The sequence below is a fragment of the Nakamurella antarctica genome (assembly GCF_003860405.1).
Taxonomy (GTDB): domain Bacteria; phylum Actinomycetota; class Actinomycetes; order Mycobacteriales; family Nakamurellaceae; genus Nakamurella; species Nakamurella antarctica.
In genome coordinates this window covers 2,200,896-2,216,072 of sequence record NZ_CP034170.1, presented here as the reverse complement: position 1 = coordinate 2,216,072, position 15,177 = coordinate 2,200,896, and the positions used below count along the sequence as shown (strand labels likewise).

The window sequence follows — 15,177 nt, the reverse complement described above, 5'->3', positions numbered from 1 at the left end:
TGCGGCAACTAAGCCGCTCCAGAGAGAGGTCGCACCATGCCAGTCTTTAGAATCCCGTTGCCACCAGGAACAGTGCTCACCAGGGCGGAGCGCGTCTATCTCAGCAAGGTTGCTCGGGACGCGGCGATTGCCAAGATTGAGGAGATCAAAGCACGGCCACCTGTAGTCAATGCAGCAGAACCAGAGATTGCGGCAGGTGCGTGATGAATCAGGCTCCAGTAATTCCTTCGCCCGCTACCGCAAACGACACCGAGCCAGCGTGGTGCCAGATCCCGCCCGATGAGCACAAGTGGATATTTGATGGTGACGAGTTCTACCGTAATCACGAGGGCTACGCCGGTAAGCATGTAGAGATTTACTGGCGAGAGGATCACGTCCAGAAGCCGACTTCAGATGGGCCTGCTCTTATTCTTCTGGAGATGCCAGACCTGATTATGGATCGGGCCATGGCGGTGGAACTGCAGCAGGATATCGCTCTCGCGAACCACCTTCTAGGCTGGCAGTTGAACAAGTAGAACCAAACGACGAAACGGACCCTGACTGCATCACGCGGTCGGGGTCCGTTCTGCGTTCTGGGTTAGATTTTCGGCGGTCGGACCAATCGGATCGCGTCTGAATTGCCGTCCTCACAGTTGAGTTGGCTTCGGCGTAGCGCTCCGAGCTTGCCGATACCCGCGTCTTTGGCGCGTTGATAGTCCACATGCGTCGGGAAGCGCTCGGACATGAGGCCATTCTGTCGGCACCATTCGGTCATAGCGGCGTCGTAGCGCCAGTAAGTGCCCTCGGAGTGGAGCTTGATCGTTTTGCCAAGATACTTTCGGCACCAACGGTCATAGGTCGCGGTTTGACGCCAGACGGTCGATCCCATCGGATCTTTCAATGCTGCGGGGACAGATTCGGCGGTCGGTGTCGATTGCTCTGGTTCGCGTAGTCGCGCCATAGCTAAGCGCCTCTCTCTTTGACGTGACCATTCCAGCGTGCCTTAGCGGCTGTCTTGCCTCGGATGCTGGATGCCTTGTTCACGGTCGCCCCGTCGATGTCAGGCAGTGCCAGGGAAGCGATCAGTCGGTGCAGGGCCAGCCGTTGTCCACGCGCTTCGGTGAGCGCCGGATTGACGACTAGCTGCCCAGTGGATCCAACGGTCATTGCGCCTTCGGACTTGATCGCGGCGGCCAGGGCGTCGAGGTTGTCCATCGTTCTGCACGTCTCGGTGAGCAGGGCCAGCTCGGATTCGGTGAGGTCGTAGGACTGGTTTGTGGTCTCCCAGAACTGCCGGCCTCGAGCGGCCAGACCAGATGGTGCAAGGGTTTGCATGTCGTCTCCTAGGTTGAAAATTGAGTGCTGAGCAGTGCCAAAGATCTGAGACAGCTCACCAGCGGGTGGAGTCGCCGCAGGTCACGGTCACCTCCCGTGGGTGGGGGGGTCTCAGGTCGTCCCTAAGCCACGAACGAACCTCGCCTAGGGTGCTGCCAAGGTCCACGATCTGCACCAGGCAGACCCGCTCTAAGTCTCTGAGTCGGGTCTGCCCTCGGTGCGCTGGATGGGTCACTGCGGCTCCATGGTTAGGCCACTCGCCATCCATACTTCCTGCCAGCGGTGAGCTTGACGCACGGTCAGATAGTCAGGGCTAGACCTTGGTGATCTTCACCAGGCCAAGCGGTTGAGGGAAGGCGAACCCAACACGCAACGTTGCTCGGACGGCAACGCGGTCGCTCGTGAAGAACACACTGCTGTCAGCCGTGACTGTTGCGTCCTCGCGGATCACGACGAATGCGCGGTCTTGCGGGATTGCCCAGACTTCGCCGACGGTGACGGCGGTGCTGATGTAGAGCGGCACGCCGCCGATGGTGCGGCGTCCGGCCTGTGTCGGGTCGGGCTGTAGCAAGTTGAGGTTGCTCGCGGTCGCGGCCTTCAGCTTTGCCAGCAACAACGCGTCGGCAGGATTCGCCACGAATGCGGTGATAGTGGTGCCAGCTCCTTCGGCGGCGTACTGCGCTTCGGTGAACGGGTCTACGTTGCTCCAGTTTCCACCCGCACTGACGACGGTGGTGGTCAGGGACTTGACGCCACTTGGACCGTTCACGGTGGTGGCAGCGAAGAATGCGGCATCAATTTTGCGGGCCAGGTCTCGGGCCAGTCCGTCGCCTACGACCTTCGCGGCTTCAGGGCTGGAGTCGTGGGCCAGCTCGTTGCTGATGACGGTCAATCCGGCCAGCTTCTTCGGGGTGACGATCAGCTCGGTGAGAGTGGGATCTGACGGGGCGATCTCGGCGCCTTCGGCGGTCCACGCTGCGGTGGGGTCGGCGCTCACGATGGGGATTCGGAACGTCTGCGCGCCGGTCTTGACGACTGTGGAGATTCGGGTGGCAATGGATTCGGTGGTGACGGGCTGGACGATCAGTGCGCCGACGTCGAAGGGCAGAAACGATCCGTTTGCTTGGGGGCTGTACAAAGTCATTGTGACTCCAGTGTGTGCTCGGCGCGGCATTGCGCGCCTTGAGGAATTGGGGAACTATCCTCGCGGCGGCTCCAGGCCGAACGCGTTGCCCTCCAGGGGCTTCGTGGGACGGGCGGACCATCAAGATCCGGCATCCGTACCAGGTCAAGCATATCGCAAACGACAATGGAGCAGGTCGTCCTTGCGGATAACCTGCTCCATCGTTTGACTCTGGGGCCTACTGCGCCAAGATCTTCTGCCAGCTACTTTCGCCACGGCCGACCTGGTTGCCCGTCGCACCTTGTGATGGGTCGGACCTCGGCCACGTGAGGGCTGGTTTGAGTCCGAACCTTTCGGCGGCTTCGGTCGCGGCTGCCTTGACCTTTTCGCGGTCGATGTTCCCGTCGTCGTCGATCAGGTCGGCCACGGTTTTACCGCTTGCCCAGATCGCTTCGCCCTGTAGTAATTCCTTTGAGGCCAGCCGGGTTATCTCGCTGCGCTGCAACGCTTCCAACCGGGTTGCCAGTCCGTCGCGCTCCGCTTCGGTGGCCCGTAGGCGTGCCCGATACTTCGCGGCCTCGGCTCCTGCCTTCGCGGTGTCGGCGTCGGTGTCCTGGTCGTCGGTGTCGAGCTGGTCTTGTTCGATCGGCTCCGGTAGCTCGGTGACGACTTCGGCGGTGACTATTTCGGTGGTGGTGTTCTCTGGCATTTCAGATCTCCTCGGTTTGTGTGGTGCTGATGTAGTTCTCGGTTTCTTCCCAGATCGGCAGTAAGTTGCCGTCGGCGTCGGCGGTGGTCTCCAGGACGCGGTTTGCGGTCATGCCGTCCGGGAATCCGTCTATCTCCACCAGATCTCCGGGGAAGATGACGGTTAGTTTCCTTCCGGCCACTAGGCGGCGGAACTCGGCAACGGGGTCGCTTGGGTCGGTTGTCATTTGGTCTCCTCGTTCGGGTCGCGGCCTTCGGCCAGTGCTTTGATTCCGGTCCGCATATCGGTGCCGAGCGCGTCGGTGACGGCCAGGACGCCGGACAGCACGACGGTGGTGATGATGCTCAGCGCGGCGGTAGCGACGTATCCGAAACCTGCGGGTCCGGCTTCCGTGATGTAGCGGGCGGTGATCTGGTTGAGGGCGTCCTGGTCGTCGCAAGCGTTTGCGAACTCGAACGCGAGCCGAGCGCCAGCGGTGCTGATCGCTTCGGGGTCCACCATGCCCAGCGGCGCGCCGTCGTCGTCAACGAGCATGTAGTTCGGGGTGACTGTCATTTGAGCTCCAGTGAATAGGTTGCGGCTTCGGACGCGGCGAAACTGTGCAGGCAGATCGGATCTCGGGATGCGCCGTGCACGTCGCATCGCCAGCTATCGTCAGTTGGCCGGTGAATCCATCGCACGCGAACCTCCTCCTCGCCAGCTCTCACGGCAACGAACGCGGCCCACTTGTGGCGGTGTCCGATCACCCGGACTTGCGCGGTTTGTTGGGTCGATCTTTTTCTCATTTCGTCTCCTCGGTGCGCTTAGTTTTGGCGGCCTTGCGGCCCTGTAATTTGCTTCTGTCGTGCCCTGCCCAGATGCCGTGCACTTCTCGGTTGGCTCCAGCGAACGCACCGCATTGCGTGATCGCGGGGCACGGCCAGCACTTGGACGCGGCGACTTCCCGCTGCTCCTCGGACGCTCCGTCGGTATCCCACTGGCAAGGATCAGCCGAGCAGGGCACGCGCCATTCGACGTCGGCCAGCACTGACTGCAGCACGGCCCAGGCAGCTCGGGCGGTTGGCCTAATCGGGACCGGGAAGCTCACCGGGTCACCGCCGGTCGCCAGTCGGCGGCGGTGCTGCTCACCGAGACTTCTAACCCACGGCGGGCTAGCTCCTCGGCTCTCGCGGACGCGGCGTCGTGGTGGATAAACCAGCGGCAATAGGCGACCTCGCCGGTCGGGCTTATGGCGCTAACTAGGGTCGCCTCGGTCGGTCGCTGGCGGGTCACCGGTTCGCTCCGTGGCACTTGCGGCAAGCCATACCGGCATCGGTTTTCTGCAGCGTGAACGCCGTCTCGGAGCGACAGATCGTGCACACGAACGCGGCGATCGGCTCAGGAATAACTAACGGGTCGGGGATCTCCAGTTGCGCTGTTTCTGCGCCACTTGCACCGGTCGCGCCACTTGCGCCGGTTACTTTGAGAGGGTCATCCGAACCGGCGCGGGTGATTCCCATACCTCGCCAGACCTTCTCGAAACTCACTTTGGAGTATCCGCGTGGGCCTTCCCGGTCAGGTCGGATTGAGTGCACGTTGAACGATGTAACGAGCATCTTGCCGAGCCGCTGCGCTGTCAGTGGCTTACCGAACGCGGATTCTGCTCCCCATGTTTTCGGGTGATTTTGGATCAGGCGGTCGATCAAAGATGCGGTGGAGATGAAGTTCTTTTCCTCGGGCCAGATGTTGATTGTGTGTTGGAGTAAGGCGATGGCGGGCTTTTCCTGCACGATGCCCTCCTCCCGTTCGAGTTGGATTCGTTCGACATCGTGGATTGCCAGTTGTCGCACTGCCTCGGGCCAGCGGCCTCCTGCAGCGGTAGCAACCCGCATGAGTGGTGACCAGCGCTCGCGGGCGCGGCCCTTGACGATCTCGGGCAGCGGCGGCCTATTGGCTCGGATGAAGTCTCGAACCTCATCTGTCCAGGCGACTATTCGTGCGCCTAGTTCCTTCGCGGGGTCGTCGATAAGTTCCCAGTCGCTTTCCTGCACGACGCCCAGGACGTCGGGCAGGAGGAGGACGCGGATCACGCGCTCGCGGGTGTCGTCTGGCAACTGTGGCGCGTTGCCGGCCATGGCAACGGGGGAGAACGTGCTCATTTCTTGCGCTTCCCAGGAGCCACCTTTGACGGGCACAAGCACCGGCCTTGATCCACCTTTTTTGTAACCTGTGTTCAATACCGCGTACAGCTCAGCGATACCCTCCTTCGCCGGGTTAAGGCTTCGGTCGGCTTCGTCAATAAGGATCGTTCGCATTCCCACGTCGAGCATCCGAACGAGTAACGCTGGCGACGATAACGACGCCATTTGCACCGCGTTGAGACACAAGCGGCTCAGGTGCTCCAGCACGGTCGTCTTACCGGAGCCAGGGACCGGAGAGTCGATCAGGAGTCTTGGGGTGGTGTAGGTCTCGGTCGCAACGTGAGTGTGCACGGCCCATAACGTGAGCAGGTCCAGGTCGGCCTCGGTCATGGTGCAGATGTAGGTCGCGAACCACTGGCGAACCTCCTCCAGGAGCGGTGCGCCGGTTTGACTAGGGGGTCGGAAAGTAACCGGCGCATCCGGCGCGGACGGCGCATCCGGCGCAAAGTTGCCGGTCATTTCGTCACCGCAAAGATCGCCAGTAAGTCAGTTGAGACGATCTCCGATACAACTGGCAGATCCTCCGGTGCTAGGGTCCGTGCTGCGCGGATCAGTCGCTCGCCTGCAGCGGTGACCATTGCTGCTCGGCGGTAATGCCTCACCAGATCGCGGTAGAACTGGCACGCCGTCGGCACCGGGGCGTGTACGGCCAGATGAGCGATCCAGGGAATCAGTCGTGACCGTAGGACTTCGGGGATCTCGATTGACTCGCGGCGGATGGTTTCAGCGACGGTCACCAGATCGGGCTGGATTCCAGCGGCGAACGTCGAAACAATTGCCAGATAAGCCATGCCGCATAACGGGTCTTGGAAGAATCCCGGTTCCGGGATGGTCGCCAGATTGACGACTTGCGAGATCGGCACTTGGAACAGTGCGAGGACGTAACCCTTCTCGGCCTCGGCCACGAGCGCGAAATAATCGCTATCGTTGAAAGTGGCTTCGTCAGCTAAGTTTTCGGATTGGGCACCCTTCGCCGGGGTGCCTTTTCTGTTTTCAGGAAGCATCAGATGCACCGCCTCGGAGCAAGACGGCCAGACGGTCGCGCTGATCCTGAGTCAAAGGTGGTGCTGCGTCTACGGTCTCGCGGATATAGTCAGCAAGCCGTTCGGTGCGGAGGTTGCGGCGGGCGTCCAGTAATGCGGGATCGTCCGGCTTTCGAGATCTCGTGAGAGATGCAACGCTCGCGCGGAGCGAACGCCAGTTTGGGGATTCGGTCGTCATCATCGTCTCCAGGGCAGGGTGAACCTGCCGGCGATGACCGACTTGAGTGAAGTAGTCCAGTTAAAGATTTAGGCCAGAGTGGGCGCTACTACTCGCCCACTGCTTCATAGGATAGCAGCAAGAGTGGTTAGGGTCACGGTGTCAATTTTTAGGGCTTCCAGACTCGCCATCAGTTTGTCGAGTTTTTCTTCCCTCACTTGCACGTTCAATCCGCATAATTTGCAGCGAAACGTCGTGCGCCTCCTCGTGATTCGCTTACTTAGCTCCTGATCGGGTGCTCGCTCGCTGCTCCCGAATATCTGACTCTCGCTGAGTGTTTGGTCGGCGGCGTCCAGGTGTGTGGTGTCGCCATACATCGGTACTGAGTACGGCGAACCGAAGGCACCGGCCCACGGGCGTGGCGCATAGTGAGTCACCATGAGCCGGTCCACGTAGACTTCGTTTCCTTCGTGGGATTTGGCGTTGCAGATGATGGTGACCTTCTGCCTCTTAACCATTCGCTTTCCATTCGATTTTGATCAGCTCAGGGTCGAACCGTTTGCCAGATCCCGTCGGCATGATCGTTACAGTCGCCAATAGGTCGATTACGGTCCGCTTGACCTCCAGCGGCGCAAGGTGCCAGCGCTCTAGTGCTTTGTCTCCCACGAGATCCAGCAATCCCGGCGCGGGGGAGTGCGAACTGACAACCGACTTCAGCCCTTCAATCTTCGGGCGTAGGTTCGCGGTGATTCGTTTCAACTGTGGGCCGGTCAGATTGCCTTCGGCATATTCGTCGGCGGCCAGCTCCAGCCTTGCGCCCAGCGCGGCCATTTCAGCGGCGGCTCGTTCGGCTTCCTCGGGATCTCCAGCCGCAAGGACGCTCAGGGCATCGGGCTTAGTCAGTCGGGCGATCATCACGCCTTCTACTACTTCATCGACTGCGGACTGTTTGCGGCGTATGCGGGTGCATTGCTGGCAGGTATAGGCGGAGGGTTGTCTGCCGTCCGCTGTCACCCTGCCGATGTTCACGACCATGGGTCCGGCGCATAGACCACAACGCGCCAGGCCGGTGAGCAGATGTTTGCGGGCGGTGCCTTTATTCGTGCGCCTGCTCGGGTCGGTCAGGAGTGCGACTACCCGGTCGTGGGTGCCTTCGTCATAGATCGGCGGCCACTGTCCCTTGCCGATGATCTCGCCTCGGTGAGTGCGTAGGCCAGCATTGCGATCTCGGACCATGATCTGTTTCAGCGTTGCGCTTGCCCACGGCTTACCTCGTGGCGATAACGCACCCTGCGTGTTTAGCTCTGTCGTCACCGCGCGGAGCGACTGCCCAGCGAGTAGCAACCGTGCTGCCTGCCTGACGATTGCGGCCTGCTCCTGGTCTAGCTCGTCGCGGGTGTTGACGCGGTGTCCTCGGTCGTCAAACTCGTTGATACGCCGGTAACCGTAGGCGGCAAAGCTGTGTGGCTTCCCAGCTTCGGCTCTCTCTTGGAACTTGCGCCGTAGTCGTCGGGATTGCTGCTCTGTCTCGTGCCTTGCCACGGTGCCTTTGATTCGGGCGGTCATCCTGCCCTGCGGCGTCGATAGGTCAATCTCTCCTCCTACGCTCGCCAGCGAGAGTCCCTGACGGTCGGCAAGGTCGATTATGTCCTCTAGCTCGCGCGGTGTGCGGGTCAGCCGGTCCACGTCCCAGACGATCACGCCGGTGATGCGGCCTGCAGCAATATCGGCCAGCATCCGCTGATACTCGGGGCGGACCTTTGACCGCGTGGCGCTGACATCGTTGTCGGTGTAGATGGTTTCGACTTTCCAGCCTCGCTTCAATGCAGCGGACCTGCAGTCGTCGGTCTGTCGTTGCACACCGAGTCCGAACCCTTCGGCGTCACTGCTGATTCGGGCGTAGATCGCGCCTCTAACGGTCTCGGTCATAAAGACACCTTAGATCACTATTGACACCCGTGGTGTTCCTCGTTCTCCCCACCACCATCTTGTTCGCCATGTATCCCGGGCTGATTGCCATTACCACCATTGCTGGATAACCGCATCCAACCATCACACCAAGGAGAAGCACCATGCCATTGAAAGACCGTTTTGCCCTCGGGTTTGTCCGGACTTTGCTGCTCATCAAGCATGTCGCGACCGCGGAAAAGGAAAAGTGCGTCGGGAATGACGACGTCGATCGCGGAGACGTGCCCGGTTGGGTCATGATCACCGTCATGACGTCGATCGTGGTGATTGGACTCCTTGCCGTGTTCGGCCCGGCAGTGGAAGAAGCTGTGCGAAGTGCATTTGCCAACATCACCGGCTAGTTTCGAGGCTCACTCGCGATGGAAAGAGTGTCACGGCGCCATCGATACTGATGCCGCCAGCGTCACGGATCCAACCGACGAAGCCTCCAGCGCGGACCTTGCGAGCAAGCAAAGTTCGGTGGATAGAGGTTCGTCAGTGGCCGAGTTCGCTTTGGTCATCGTGGTTTTGATGCTGCTCTTTCTCAGTCTGGTCCAGATCTGCTTGTGGGCTTACAGCCGCACACTTCTTACCTCTGCGGCGGTCGAAACCGCGCACTCGGCCGGATTGGCGGGCAGTCACGTCAGTAACGTGACGGGGGCGGTGGGAGCGTCCCTCGGTGGCGGGATTACCGGCGCGACCCGAGACACGCTGCGATGCAATATCTCTAACGACGGATTGATGGCGCGAGTGGAATGCACCATGCAAGCGCCGGGCATTGTGGGTGTTCTTGACGGCTTGATGCCCGAGATATCGGTGACTGGTCACTCTGCTCTTGAGATTCCGGGATGAGCAGCTTTGCAGATAGCCCAATCTGCGCCACTGTGATTTCCGCTGGGGCTTCCCCAGCCGCGTGCCAGGAACCCGCCTGCCAGGAACCCGCCTGCCAGGGTGGTCAACCCGACAGCGGGCGCGCACTGATTGAGGTTCTCGTGTTGGCGGTGGTTCTGATGATTCCCGTCATCTATCTGTTGATTGCTGTTCTCCGCTTGCAAGCGGGCACCTTCGCCGTAGCGCAGGCGGCCAGGGACGCCGCTCAAGTGATCGACACAGCGCCCGATCTTCCTACCGGCCTGCAGCGAGCGAGCCTGGTGTCGATCACAGCGCTCAGCGACCAGAACATCCCGCCGGATGGGCTACGCCTGCGGTTCGTCGAACCTGGGGCGGACTGCGGCTCTGCGCCTGACCGAAACCCCGACCTCACGGCGGGCTCGGTGTATGACGTATGTGTCATCACCATAGTGACGCTGCCAGGAGTGCCGACCTCTGTGACTTGTTCACGCAACACGGTAACTGGTGTCTACACCCTGCATGTCGGCGAGTTTCGGGAAGGTCCGTGACGCGCTTGTTCTATCGGGCGCTGCCAATGCCGACCTCGCGCTACCATCCGATCTATGGGCAGGGCGCACACCACCAACTATGTCGACACGTTCATTGCTGTCGCGCATGATTGCACGGCTTCTGTCGGTCTGGTTCCCTCGCCGAGGAAGACACCCAGCGTGGCCGAGCTGACCTACGCAATGATCGTCGACAACCCCTACCGCTTCACGAGCGACGATGTGGTGTTCGGCGTCTGGGCGATGAGGCAAGGGCTGGCCGCCGAAGCGTGGGAAGCAGCGCGTACAGAATTCTTCGCGAAGGGGCGAGCGTGTTTGCGGTCCAGTGATCTTGGCAAACGGTACGGGTGGGGGGTACACGCCGATAGTCAGGGGCGAGTGGCGCTCTACCCCGTGAACTCGATCGAATATTTACATTTCATGTCGGGCGCAGACGTGGTCACGGTTACCCGAGCGATGAAATCCAGCCGCGCGAAATAAGAACAGGGACGCGCTACGAACCCGAATCCGGTGCCTCCCGCCGCGACCGTGGAGTTGGTGGCGGCGGAACTCCCTTCGTAGCTACCACCCTGCTCAAGTCGATCCGGACCTCATCCCGCTTCGTCGCAACGGTGCAAAACCGCTCATCTAGCTCGGTCAGGTTGCCCAGAGCGTCTGTAAACCCGCCCTCGATCCGATACCTGATGACGACTCTGGCTCCGACGCCCAGCACGGACAGCCGCGAAAATGCCTGAGCAGCAGGAACTTTCGTCAAGGGTGAATCTCCGACCATGACAACAGCCTAGAACGATAGCCACCCGATACAAGACCCAGCACTGTCCAGGACACCATGAACTCGATAGCCTGAGTTGACGCTGAGCCGGCGTGCACCGCAGCAGTGTGGTCTGCGAGCAAACATCACAGCGAATCAACTAGGCCGTTCTTTATTCGAGCGAGGCAAAACGATGAACCAGATTTCACCCCCGAGTGGATCCGCGGCGCTAGGCGGAAATCCTGCGAGGTTACCCATCCTCGACATGTCCCTCTTGGATGCCGGAACTGCTGCTGCCGATGAATTCCGCTCGAACCTTCGGCAAGCGACTCACGAATTTGGATTCTTCTACCTGATCGGCCACGGTATCAACGAGGAGACCGTCGACGAGGTGATCAGTACAGCGCGAGCATTCTTTGCGCTGCCCGAGTCAGACAAGCTGGCAATCGAGAACGTTTACAGCCCGCATTTTCGCGGGTACACCCGTGTGGGCGGCGAGCTGACCCAGGGCCAAGTGGACTGGCGGGAGCAGATCGACATCGGCCCGGAGCGGCCAGCTATCCCCGCTGGTCCTGGGGTCCCAGACTACCAACGGCTGGAGGGGCCCAATCAATGGCCAGCTGCGTTGCCACAGCTCCAATCGATCATCGGAGAATGGCACGAAAAGCTATCGGCAATTGGTCTGAAGTTGTTGCAAGCGTGGGCCGCATCGCTAGGAGCCGACGTGTCCGTGTTCGACGACGCCTTCGCCGAGCGTCCGTCAACGTTGATCAAGATCGTGCGGTACCCACCTCGGCCAGCGGAGCAGTCCAGCCAGGGAGTGGGCGCGCACAAGGATTCCGGTGTGCTGACGCTTCTCCTCGTTGAGCCGGGTAAGGGCGGTTTACAGGTCGAAAAGAATGGGGAGTGGATCGATGCGCCTCCCATTCCGGGCGCGTTCGTGGTCAATATCGGCGAGTTGCTGGAAGTTGCAACCGATGGATACCTCAAGGCAACGGTGCACAGGGTGATTTCACCTGTGGCAAATCAGGATCGAATTTCCGTTCCGTTCTTTTACAACCCAGCGCTAGAGGCGACGATTCCGAAGCTTGACCTGCCGCCGGAACTCGCTGCGGGGGCCACGGGCGTTACGACCGATCCATCGAACCCGATATTTGGAACCTACGGTGAGAATGCCCTCAAATCTAGGCTGCGGGCCCATCCAAACGTCGCGGCCGCGCATCATCAGGATCTCTTGGCGAAGCAAAACTGATCCCGTTGCACGCCAGCCTTAGTAGGAAGAGCACCAGCGCTGCTGGCATGATCACCCTCATGCCAGATGCATCTGAACCAACACCCACTCCGATCCCTGCACCTACTTCGCGGCCGGAACCCGCGGAGGGTGTCGCGGCAACGGCAGACCGCGCGTATGCCGACCGACTGAACGCTCTGCAGGGGAAGCGGTGGAAGAAACTGCTGAATGTTCAGCTTCCCTGGCAGCTTCACATCAGAAGGCTTGCAATGGGCCGGACCCTTGACGTCGGTTGCGGCAATGGCCGCAATTTGAGCCGGCTGGATGCTGGTTCAGTAGGTGTTGATCACAACCCGTACTCGGTTCAAACAGCGCGTGCTCTGGGATGCGAGGCCTACACGGTTGACGAGTTCTTTGCTGACCCAGCCGTGGCGAAGCCAGGCAGTTTCGATTCCATCTTGGCCGCTCATTTGGTCGAGCATCTCCAGCCGCCGGAGGCACGCGAGATTCTGTCCTCGTATCTGCCGATGCTGCGACCGGGTGGGCGAGTCGTGTTTTTCACTCCCCAAGAGCGCGGGTACGCCTCGGATGCCACCCACGTGGCGTTCACCGGTTTCGACGAGCTTCGTCAGTTGTCACACGATTTGGGGCTGGATGTGGTCAAGCACTATTCGTTCCCGTTTCCCCGTTTTACCGGGAAAGCGTTTATCTATAACGAGTTCATCCTTATCGCCACCGTCCCCCAGCGCTAATGGGGCAGCCGGGGGCGCCGTACCAGCATGCGTTGTAGCGGGCCAGAAAGGCCAGCGTTTTGGACAGCATCCAGGTCACGGCGCTCGCGCGACACAGCTCAGGCCCTAGCAGTCAGGCCATACCAGTCAGGCCATATCAGGCAGGCGAAATCAGCTGGGCCACACGCCGGAGCTGCCCCGCCGATGGCTGCCGAGCAGGTGGGTATCGATGATGCCAGTTGCTTCCATCAGCGCGTGCATGGTGGTCGGTCCGACGAAAGCGAAGCCCTTTTTGCGCAGGGCTTTCGCGAGCGCGGTCGATTCTGCCGACGTGGTGGCGAGGTCTGCGATGGTGCGCGGCGATGGAGTGTTGTCGGGCTGGTAGCCCCACACGAAGCTGGACAAGCCGCCTTCGCTTCGCAGGGCCAGAGTTGCTTTCGCGTTGCCTATGCAGGCAAGGATCTTCGGTCGGTTGCGGACAATCGTGCGGTCGTCCATCAACCGAGCCACGTCGTCGTCAGTGAAATCGGCTACTGCGGGAGGGTCAAAGTTTGAGAAGGCGAGCCTGAACGCGGGCCTCTTACGAAGGATGGTTGACCACGAGAGCCCAGCTTGAAAACCTTCGAGGCAGATTCGCTCGAACAGCCCTTGTTCGTCGCGGACTGGCATGCCCCATTCTGTGTCGTAGTACGTGCGCATCAACTCGTCCTGTGATGCCCAAGCCGGCCGTGCCAGTCCATCGGACCCAAGGACGACATTTAAGGCGAGCTCGTCTGTATCTTTCACGGGTTAAGTCTGCACGGCGGCGATGACGCTCGTGGCAGTTATCCCCATTGAGAGCGAAAGTGGTTACGCGCTTCCTCCGCGCACAGCGCAGGAGCGAGCGGCCGACCGCAGAATTTCCGTTCGCCGCAGTGTGGTGCCTACGGTAGGTCACGAGCCGTGTTTTCCAGAGCCCTAGCAAACTCTGATTTGCTGGCTCCTTTCGACGTGGCCGAACAATTACGTGTGGCACTTACGGCGCCAGGCAGAACGGATTCCCTTGCCTCAGATCTCCCTCATCACACATGCCTTGTCGCGGCCGAGCTGGCTGCACCCCAGGGTTTTCCGCACAGAGGTGCTCGCCGGGCTCGTGGTGGCGTTGGCGCTGATCCCAGAGGCGATTTCGTTTTCTATCATCGCCGGGGTCGATCCGCGCATTGGCTTGTTCGCATCGTTCACGATGGCAGTGTCAATCTCCATCCTCGGCGGTCGGCCCGCGATGATATCCGCAGCTACCGGAGCTATCGCACTTGTCGTTGCTCCCTTGGTGGCTAGCCACGGGCTCCGATATCTGGTCGCTGCTGTGATTCTCGGCGGTATTTTTCAGGTGGTGCTTGGCGTGTTGGGAGTCGCCAGCTTGATGCGGTTCGTCCCGCGCAGCGTCATGGTGGGATTCGTGAACGCACTGGCGATCCTGATTTTTATGGCGCAACTACCCCAACTCATTAACGTGCCCGGGTTGGTGTACCCGCTGGTGGGCGCCGGACTGGTCATTATCTATCTCGCGCCGAGAGTGCTGACTCGTTTGTTCGGAGTCGTGCCCCCGCCGCTAGTAGCCATTGTTGGGATCACGGTTGTGGTCGCGACTACAGGCATCCGAGTGCCAACGGTGGGCGATCAAGGGGCGCTGCCCGACAGCCTGCCGACCCTGTTGCTGCCCGATGTGCCGTACACGTTCGAAACCCTCACCATCATCGCGCCGTTCGCGCTGGCGATAGCGCTGGTGGGTCTGCTCGAATCACTGATGACGGCCAAGCTGGTCGATGATGTAACCGATACGCGCTCCAGCAAGCGGCGCGAAAGTTGGGGCCAGGGAGCCGCCAACATTATCACCGGCTTCTTCGGCGGAATGGGGGGATGCGCGATGATCGGGCAGACCATGATCAACGTGAAATCTGGCGCCAGGACAAGGCTGTCCACCTTTCTGGCGGGCGTGTTCTTACTGATTTTGGTGGTGGCGCTCGGAGATATCGTGGGCAAAATTCCGATGGCAGCCCTAGTCGCGGTGATGGTGATGGTGTCCATCTCCACCTTCGACTGGCACTCGATCGCACCCACCACAATTCGTCGTCTGCCCAAAAGCGAGCACGCGGTGATGCTCGCGACTGTTGCCGTCACTGTGATTACCTCCAACCTCGCCTATGGAGTTTTTGTTGGAGTAATCGTGGCTCTGATGCTGTTCGCGAGGCGAGTAGCGCACTTGGTGAATCTCACCAGCGAGGTTTCGGCTGACGCGAAGACCCGAACTTATAAGGTCACGGGCGAGCTGTTTTTCGCATCCTCAAACGACCTGTACAGCCAGTTCGACTATGCGGACCTAGCCGAACAGATCGTGATCGACCTGTCGGGTGCACATCTATGGGATGCCTCGACAATCGCTACTTTGGACGCCGTCACCGCCAAATTCGAACGCCATCACAAGCGTGTGACGATTGTCGGGCTCAATATTGATAGCGCAGAACGACATGAACGACTCACCGGTCACCTCGGCGGTGCAGGCTAGATCCGGAAACAAGGAGGGAGATCCCGGCAAGTTTTTTTATCCTTAACCC

General features: G+C 60.4%; 23 protein-coding genes. 9 read left to right on the top strand and 14 right to left on the bottom strand.

All coding sequences use genetic code 11. The annotated features are described in order from the left end of the window. The first annotated feature begins 36 nt into the window (after window positions 1–36). Window positions 37–204 carry a hypothetical protein gene (locus EH165_RS15440; protein ID WP_164479180.1) on the top strand — a complete coding sequence of 56 codons (168 nt, stop codon included), beginning with the start codon at window positions 37–39 and terminating at the stop codon, window positions 202–204. Continuing rightward, a complete protein-coding gene (locus tag EH165_RS09800; RefSeq protein WP_124799299.1) occupies window positions 204–515 on the top strand; it encodes a hypothetical protein in 312 nt (103 codons plus the stop codon). Before EH165_RS15440 ends, EH165_RS09800 begins: the two co-directional genes overlap by 1 nt. Before the next feature lie 62 nt (window positions 516–577). Here EH165_RS09800 and EH165_RS09795 read toward each other — a convergent pair whose 3' ends face one another. From EH165_RS09795 to EH165_RS09740, 12 genes are all read right to left on the bottom strand, one after another. Continuing rightward, on the bottom strand, window positions 578–940 hold the full coding sequence (locus EH165_RS09795; protein WP_124799298.1) for a hypothetical protein: 363 nt from the start codon (window positions 938–940) through the stop codon (window positions 578–580). Between the two features lie 2 nt (window positions 941–942). After that, complete coding sequence (locus EH165_RS09790) at window positions 943–1,314, bottom strand: P27 family phage terminase small subunit (RefSeq protein ID WP_124799297.1); 372 nt, start codon at window positions 1,312–1,314, stop codon at window positions 943–945. Between the two features lie 313 nt (window positions 1,315–1,627). Beyond that, window positions 1,628–2,458 (bottom strand): phage major capsid protein, encoded by an 831-nt coding sequence (locus tag EH165_RS09785; RefSeq protein ID WP_124799296.1) that lies wholly within the window; start codon window positions 2,456–2,458, stop codon window positions 1,628–1,630. Window positions 2,459–2,675: 217 nt separating this feature from the next. Further along, window positions 2,676–3,146: a hypothetical protein gene (locus EH165_RS09780; RefSeq protein ID WP_124799295.1), complete on the bottom strand. Its 471-nt coding sequence runs from the start codon at window positions 3,144–3,146 to the stop codon at window positions 2,676–2,678. A 1-nt stretch (window position 3,147) separates the two neighbouring features. Continuing rightward, window positions 3,148–3,372 carry a hypothetical protein gene (locus tag EH165_RS09775; protein ID WP_124799294.1) on the bottom strand — a complete coding sequence of 75 codons (225 nt, stop codon included), beginning with the start codon at window positions 3,370–3,372 and terminating at the stop codon, window positions 3,148–3,150. Continuing rightward, window positions 3,369–3,701 (bottom strand): hypothetical protein, encoded by a 333-nt coding sequence (locus EH165_RS09770; protein ID WP_124799293.1) that lies wholly within the window; start codon window positions 3,699–3,701, stop codon window positions 3,369–3,371. The genes EH165_RS09775 and EH165_RS09770 overlap by 4 nt, the downstream gene beginning before the upstream one ends. Next, on the bottom strand, window positions 3,698–3,931 hold the full coding sequence (locus EH165_RS09765) for a hypothetical protein (RefSeq protein WP_124799292.1): 234 nt from the start codon (window positions 3,929–3,931) through the stop codon (window positions 3,698–3,700). Before EH165_RS09765 ends, EH165_RS09770 begins: the two co-directional genes overlap by 4 nt. Then, window positions 3,928–4,149, bottom strand: a complete 222-nt coding sequence (locus EH165_RS16855) for a WhiB family transcriptional regulator (protein WP_422392149.1) — start codon at window positions 4,147–4,149, stop codon at window positions 3,928–3,930. Before EH165_RS16855 ends, EH165_RS09765 begins: the two co-directional genes overlap by 4 nt. A 265-nt stretch (window positions 4,150–4,414) precedes the next feature. Beyond that, window positions 4,415–5,785 (bottom strand): DUF3631 domain-containing protein, encoded by a 1,371-nt coding sequence (locus EH165_RS09755; protein WP_124799290.1) that lies wholly within the window; start codon window positions 5,783–5,785, stop codon window positions 4,415–4,417. Continuing rightward, window positions 5,782–6,330 carry a hypothetical protein gene (locus EH165_RS09750; protein WP_124799289.1) on the bottom strand — a complete coding sequence of 183 codons (549 nt, stop codon included), beginning with the start codon at window positions 6,328–6,330 and terminating at the stop codon, window positions 5,782–5,784. The genes EH165_RS09755 and EH165_RS09750 overlap by 4 nt, the downstream gene beginning before the upstream one ends. After that, complete coding sequence (locus EH165_RS09745; RefSeq protein ID WP_206425893.1) at window positions 6,320–6,547, bottom strand: hypothetical protein; 228 nt, start codon at window positions 6,545–6,547, stop codon at window positions 6,320–6,322. Before EH165_RS09745 ends, EH165_RS09750 begins: the two co-directional genes overlap by 11 nt. A gap of 489 nt (window positions 6,548–7,036) precedes the next feature. Beyond that, window positions 7,037–8,455, bottom strand: a complete 1,419-nt coding sequence (locus EH165_RS09740; protein ID WP_124799287.1) for a recombinase family protein — start codon at window positions 8,453–8,455, stop codon at window positions 7,037–7,039. Between the two features lie 143 nt (window positions 8,456–8,598). Here EH165_RS09740 and EH165_RS09735 point away from each other — a divergent pair, with 143 nt between their 5' ends. The 4 genes from EH165_RS09735 to EH165_RS09720 are packed head-to-tail and all read left to right on the top strand — an operon-like array spanning window position 8,599 to window position 10,350. Next, window positions 8,599–8,835: a hypothetical protein gene (locus tag EH165_RS09735; protein ID WP_239020517.1), complete on the top strand. Its 237-nt coding sequence runs from the start codon at window positions 8,599–8,601 to the stop codon at window positions 8,833–8,835. Then, entirely contained in the window at window positions 8,810–9,325 is a 516-nt protein-coding gene (locus EH165_RS09730; RefSeq protein WP_164479179.1) for a TadE family protein, read from the top strand. The genes EH165_RS09735 and EH165_RS09730 overlap by 26 nt, the downstream gene beginning before the upstream one ends. After that, entirely contained in the window at window positions 9,322–9,873 is a 552-nt protein-coding gene (locus EH165_RS09725) for a hypothetical protein (protein WP_124799285.1), read from the top strand. The genes EH165_RS09730 and EH165_RS09725 overlap by 4 nt, the downstream gene beginning before the upstream one ends. 54 nt (window positions 9,874–9,927) lie before the next feature. Beyond that, complete coding sequence (locus EH165_RS09720; RefSeq protein ID WP_124799284.1) at window positions 9,928–10,350, top strand: DUF6157 family protein; 423 nt, start codon at window positions 9,928–9,930, stop codon at window positions 10,348–10,350. 13 nt (window positions 10,351–10,363) lie between these two features. Here EH165_RS09720 and EH165_RS09715 read toward each other — a convergent pair whose 3' ends face one another. Further along, the gene (locus EH165_RS09715; protein ID WP_206425891.1) at window positions 10,364–10,642 is read right to left on the bottom strand and encodes a putative acetyltransferase; all 279 of its coding nucleotides are present in this window, start codon (window positions 10,640–10,642) and stop codon (window positions 10,364–10,366) included. A gap of 172 nt (window positions 10,643–10,814) precedes the next feature. Between EH165_RS09715 and EH165_RS09710 the strand changes: the two genes are divergently transcribed. Both EH165_RS09710 and EH165_RS09705 read left to right on the top strand, forming a co-directional pair. After that, window positions 10,815–11,873, top strand: coding sequence for an isopenicillin N synthase family dioxygenase (locus tag EH165_RS09710; RefSeq protein ID WP_124799283.1), 1,059 nt, complete (start codon window positions 10,815–10,817; stop codon window positions 11,871–11,873). A 59-nt stretch (window positions 11,874–11,932) separates the two neighbouring features. Then, complete coding sequence (locus EH165_RS09705) at window positions 11,933–12,604, top strand: class I SAM-dependent methyltransferase (RefSeq protein WP_124799282.1); 672 nt, start codon at window positions 11,933–11,935, stop codon at window positions 12,602–12,604. A 150-nt stretch (window positions 12,605–12,754) separates the two neighbouring features. Here EH165_RS09705 and EH165_RS09700 read toward each other — a convergent pair whose 3' ends face one another. Further along, window positions 12,755–13,369, bottom strand: coding sequence for a DNA-3-methyladenine glycosylase I (locus tag EH165_RS09700; protein WP_206425889.1), 615 nt, complete (start codon window positions 13,367–13,369; stop codon window positions 12,755–12,757). Between the two features lie 256 nt (window positions 13,370–13,625). Between EH165_RS09700 and EH165_RS09695 the strand changes: the two genes are divergently transcribed. Further along, window positions 13,626–15,128, top strand: a complete 1,503-nt coding sequence (locus EH165_RS09695; RefSeq protein ID WP_239020516.1) for a SulP family inorganic anion transporter — start codon at window positions 13,626–13,628, stop codon at window positions 15,126–15,128. Window positions 15,129–15,177 lie beyond the last annotated feature (49 nt).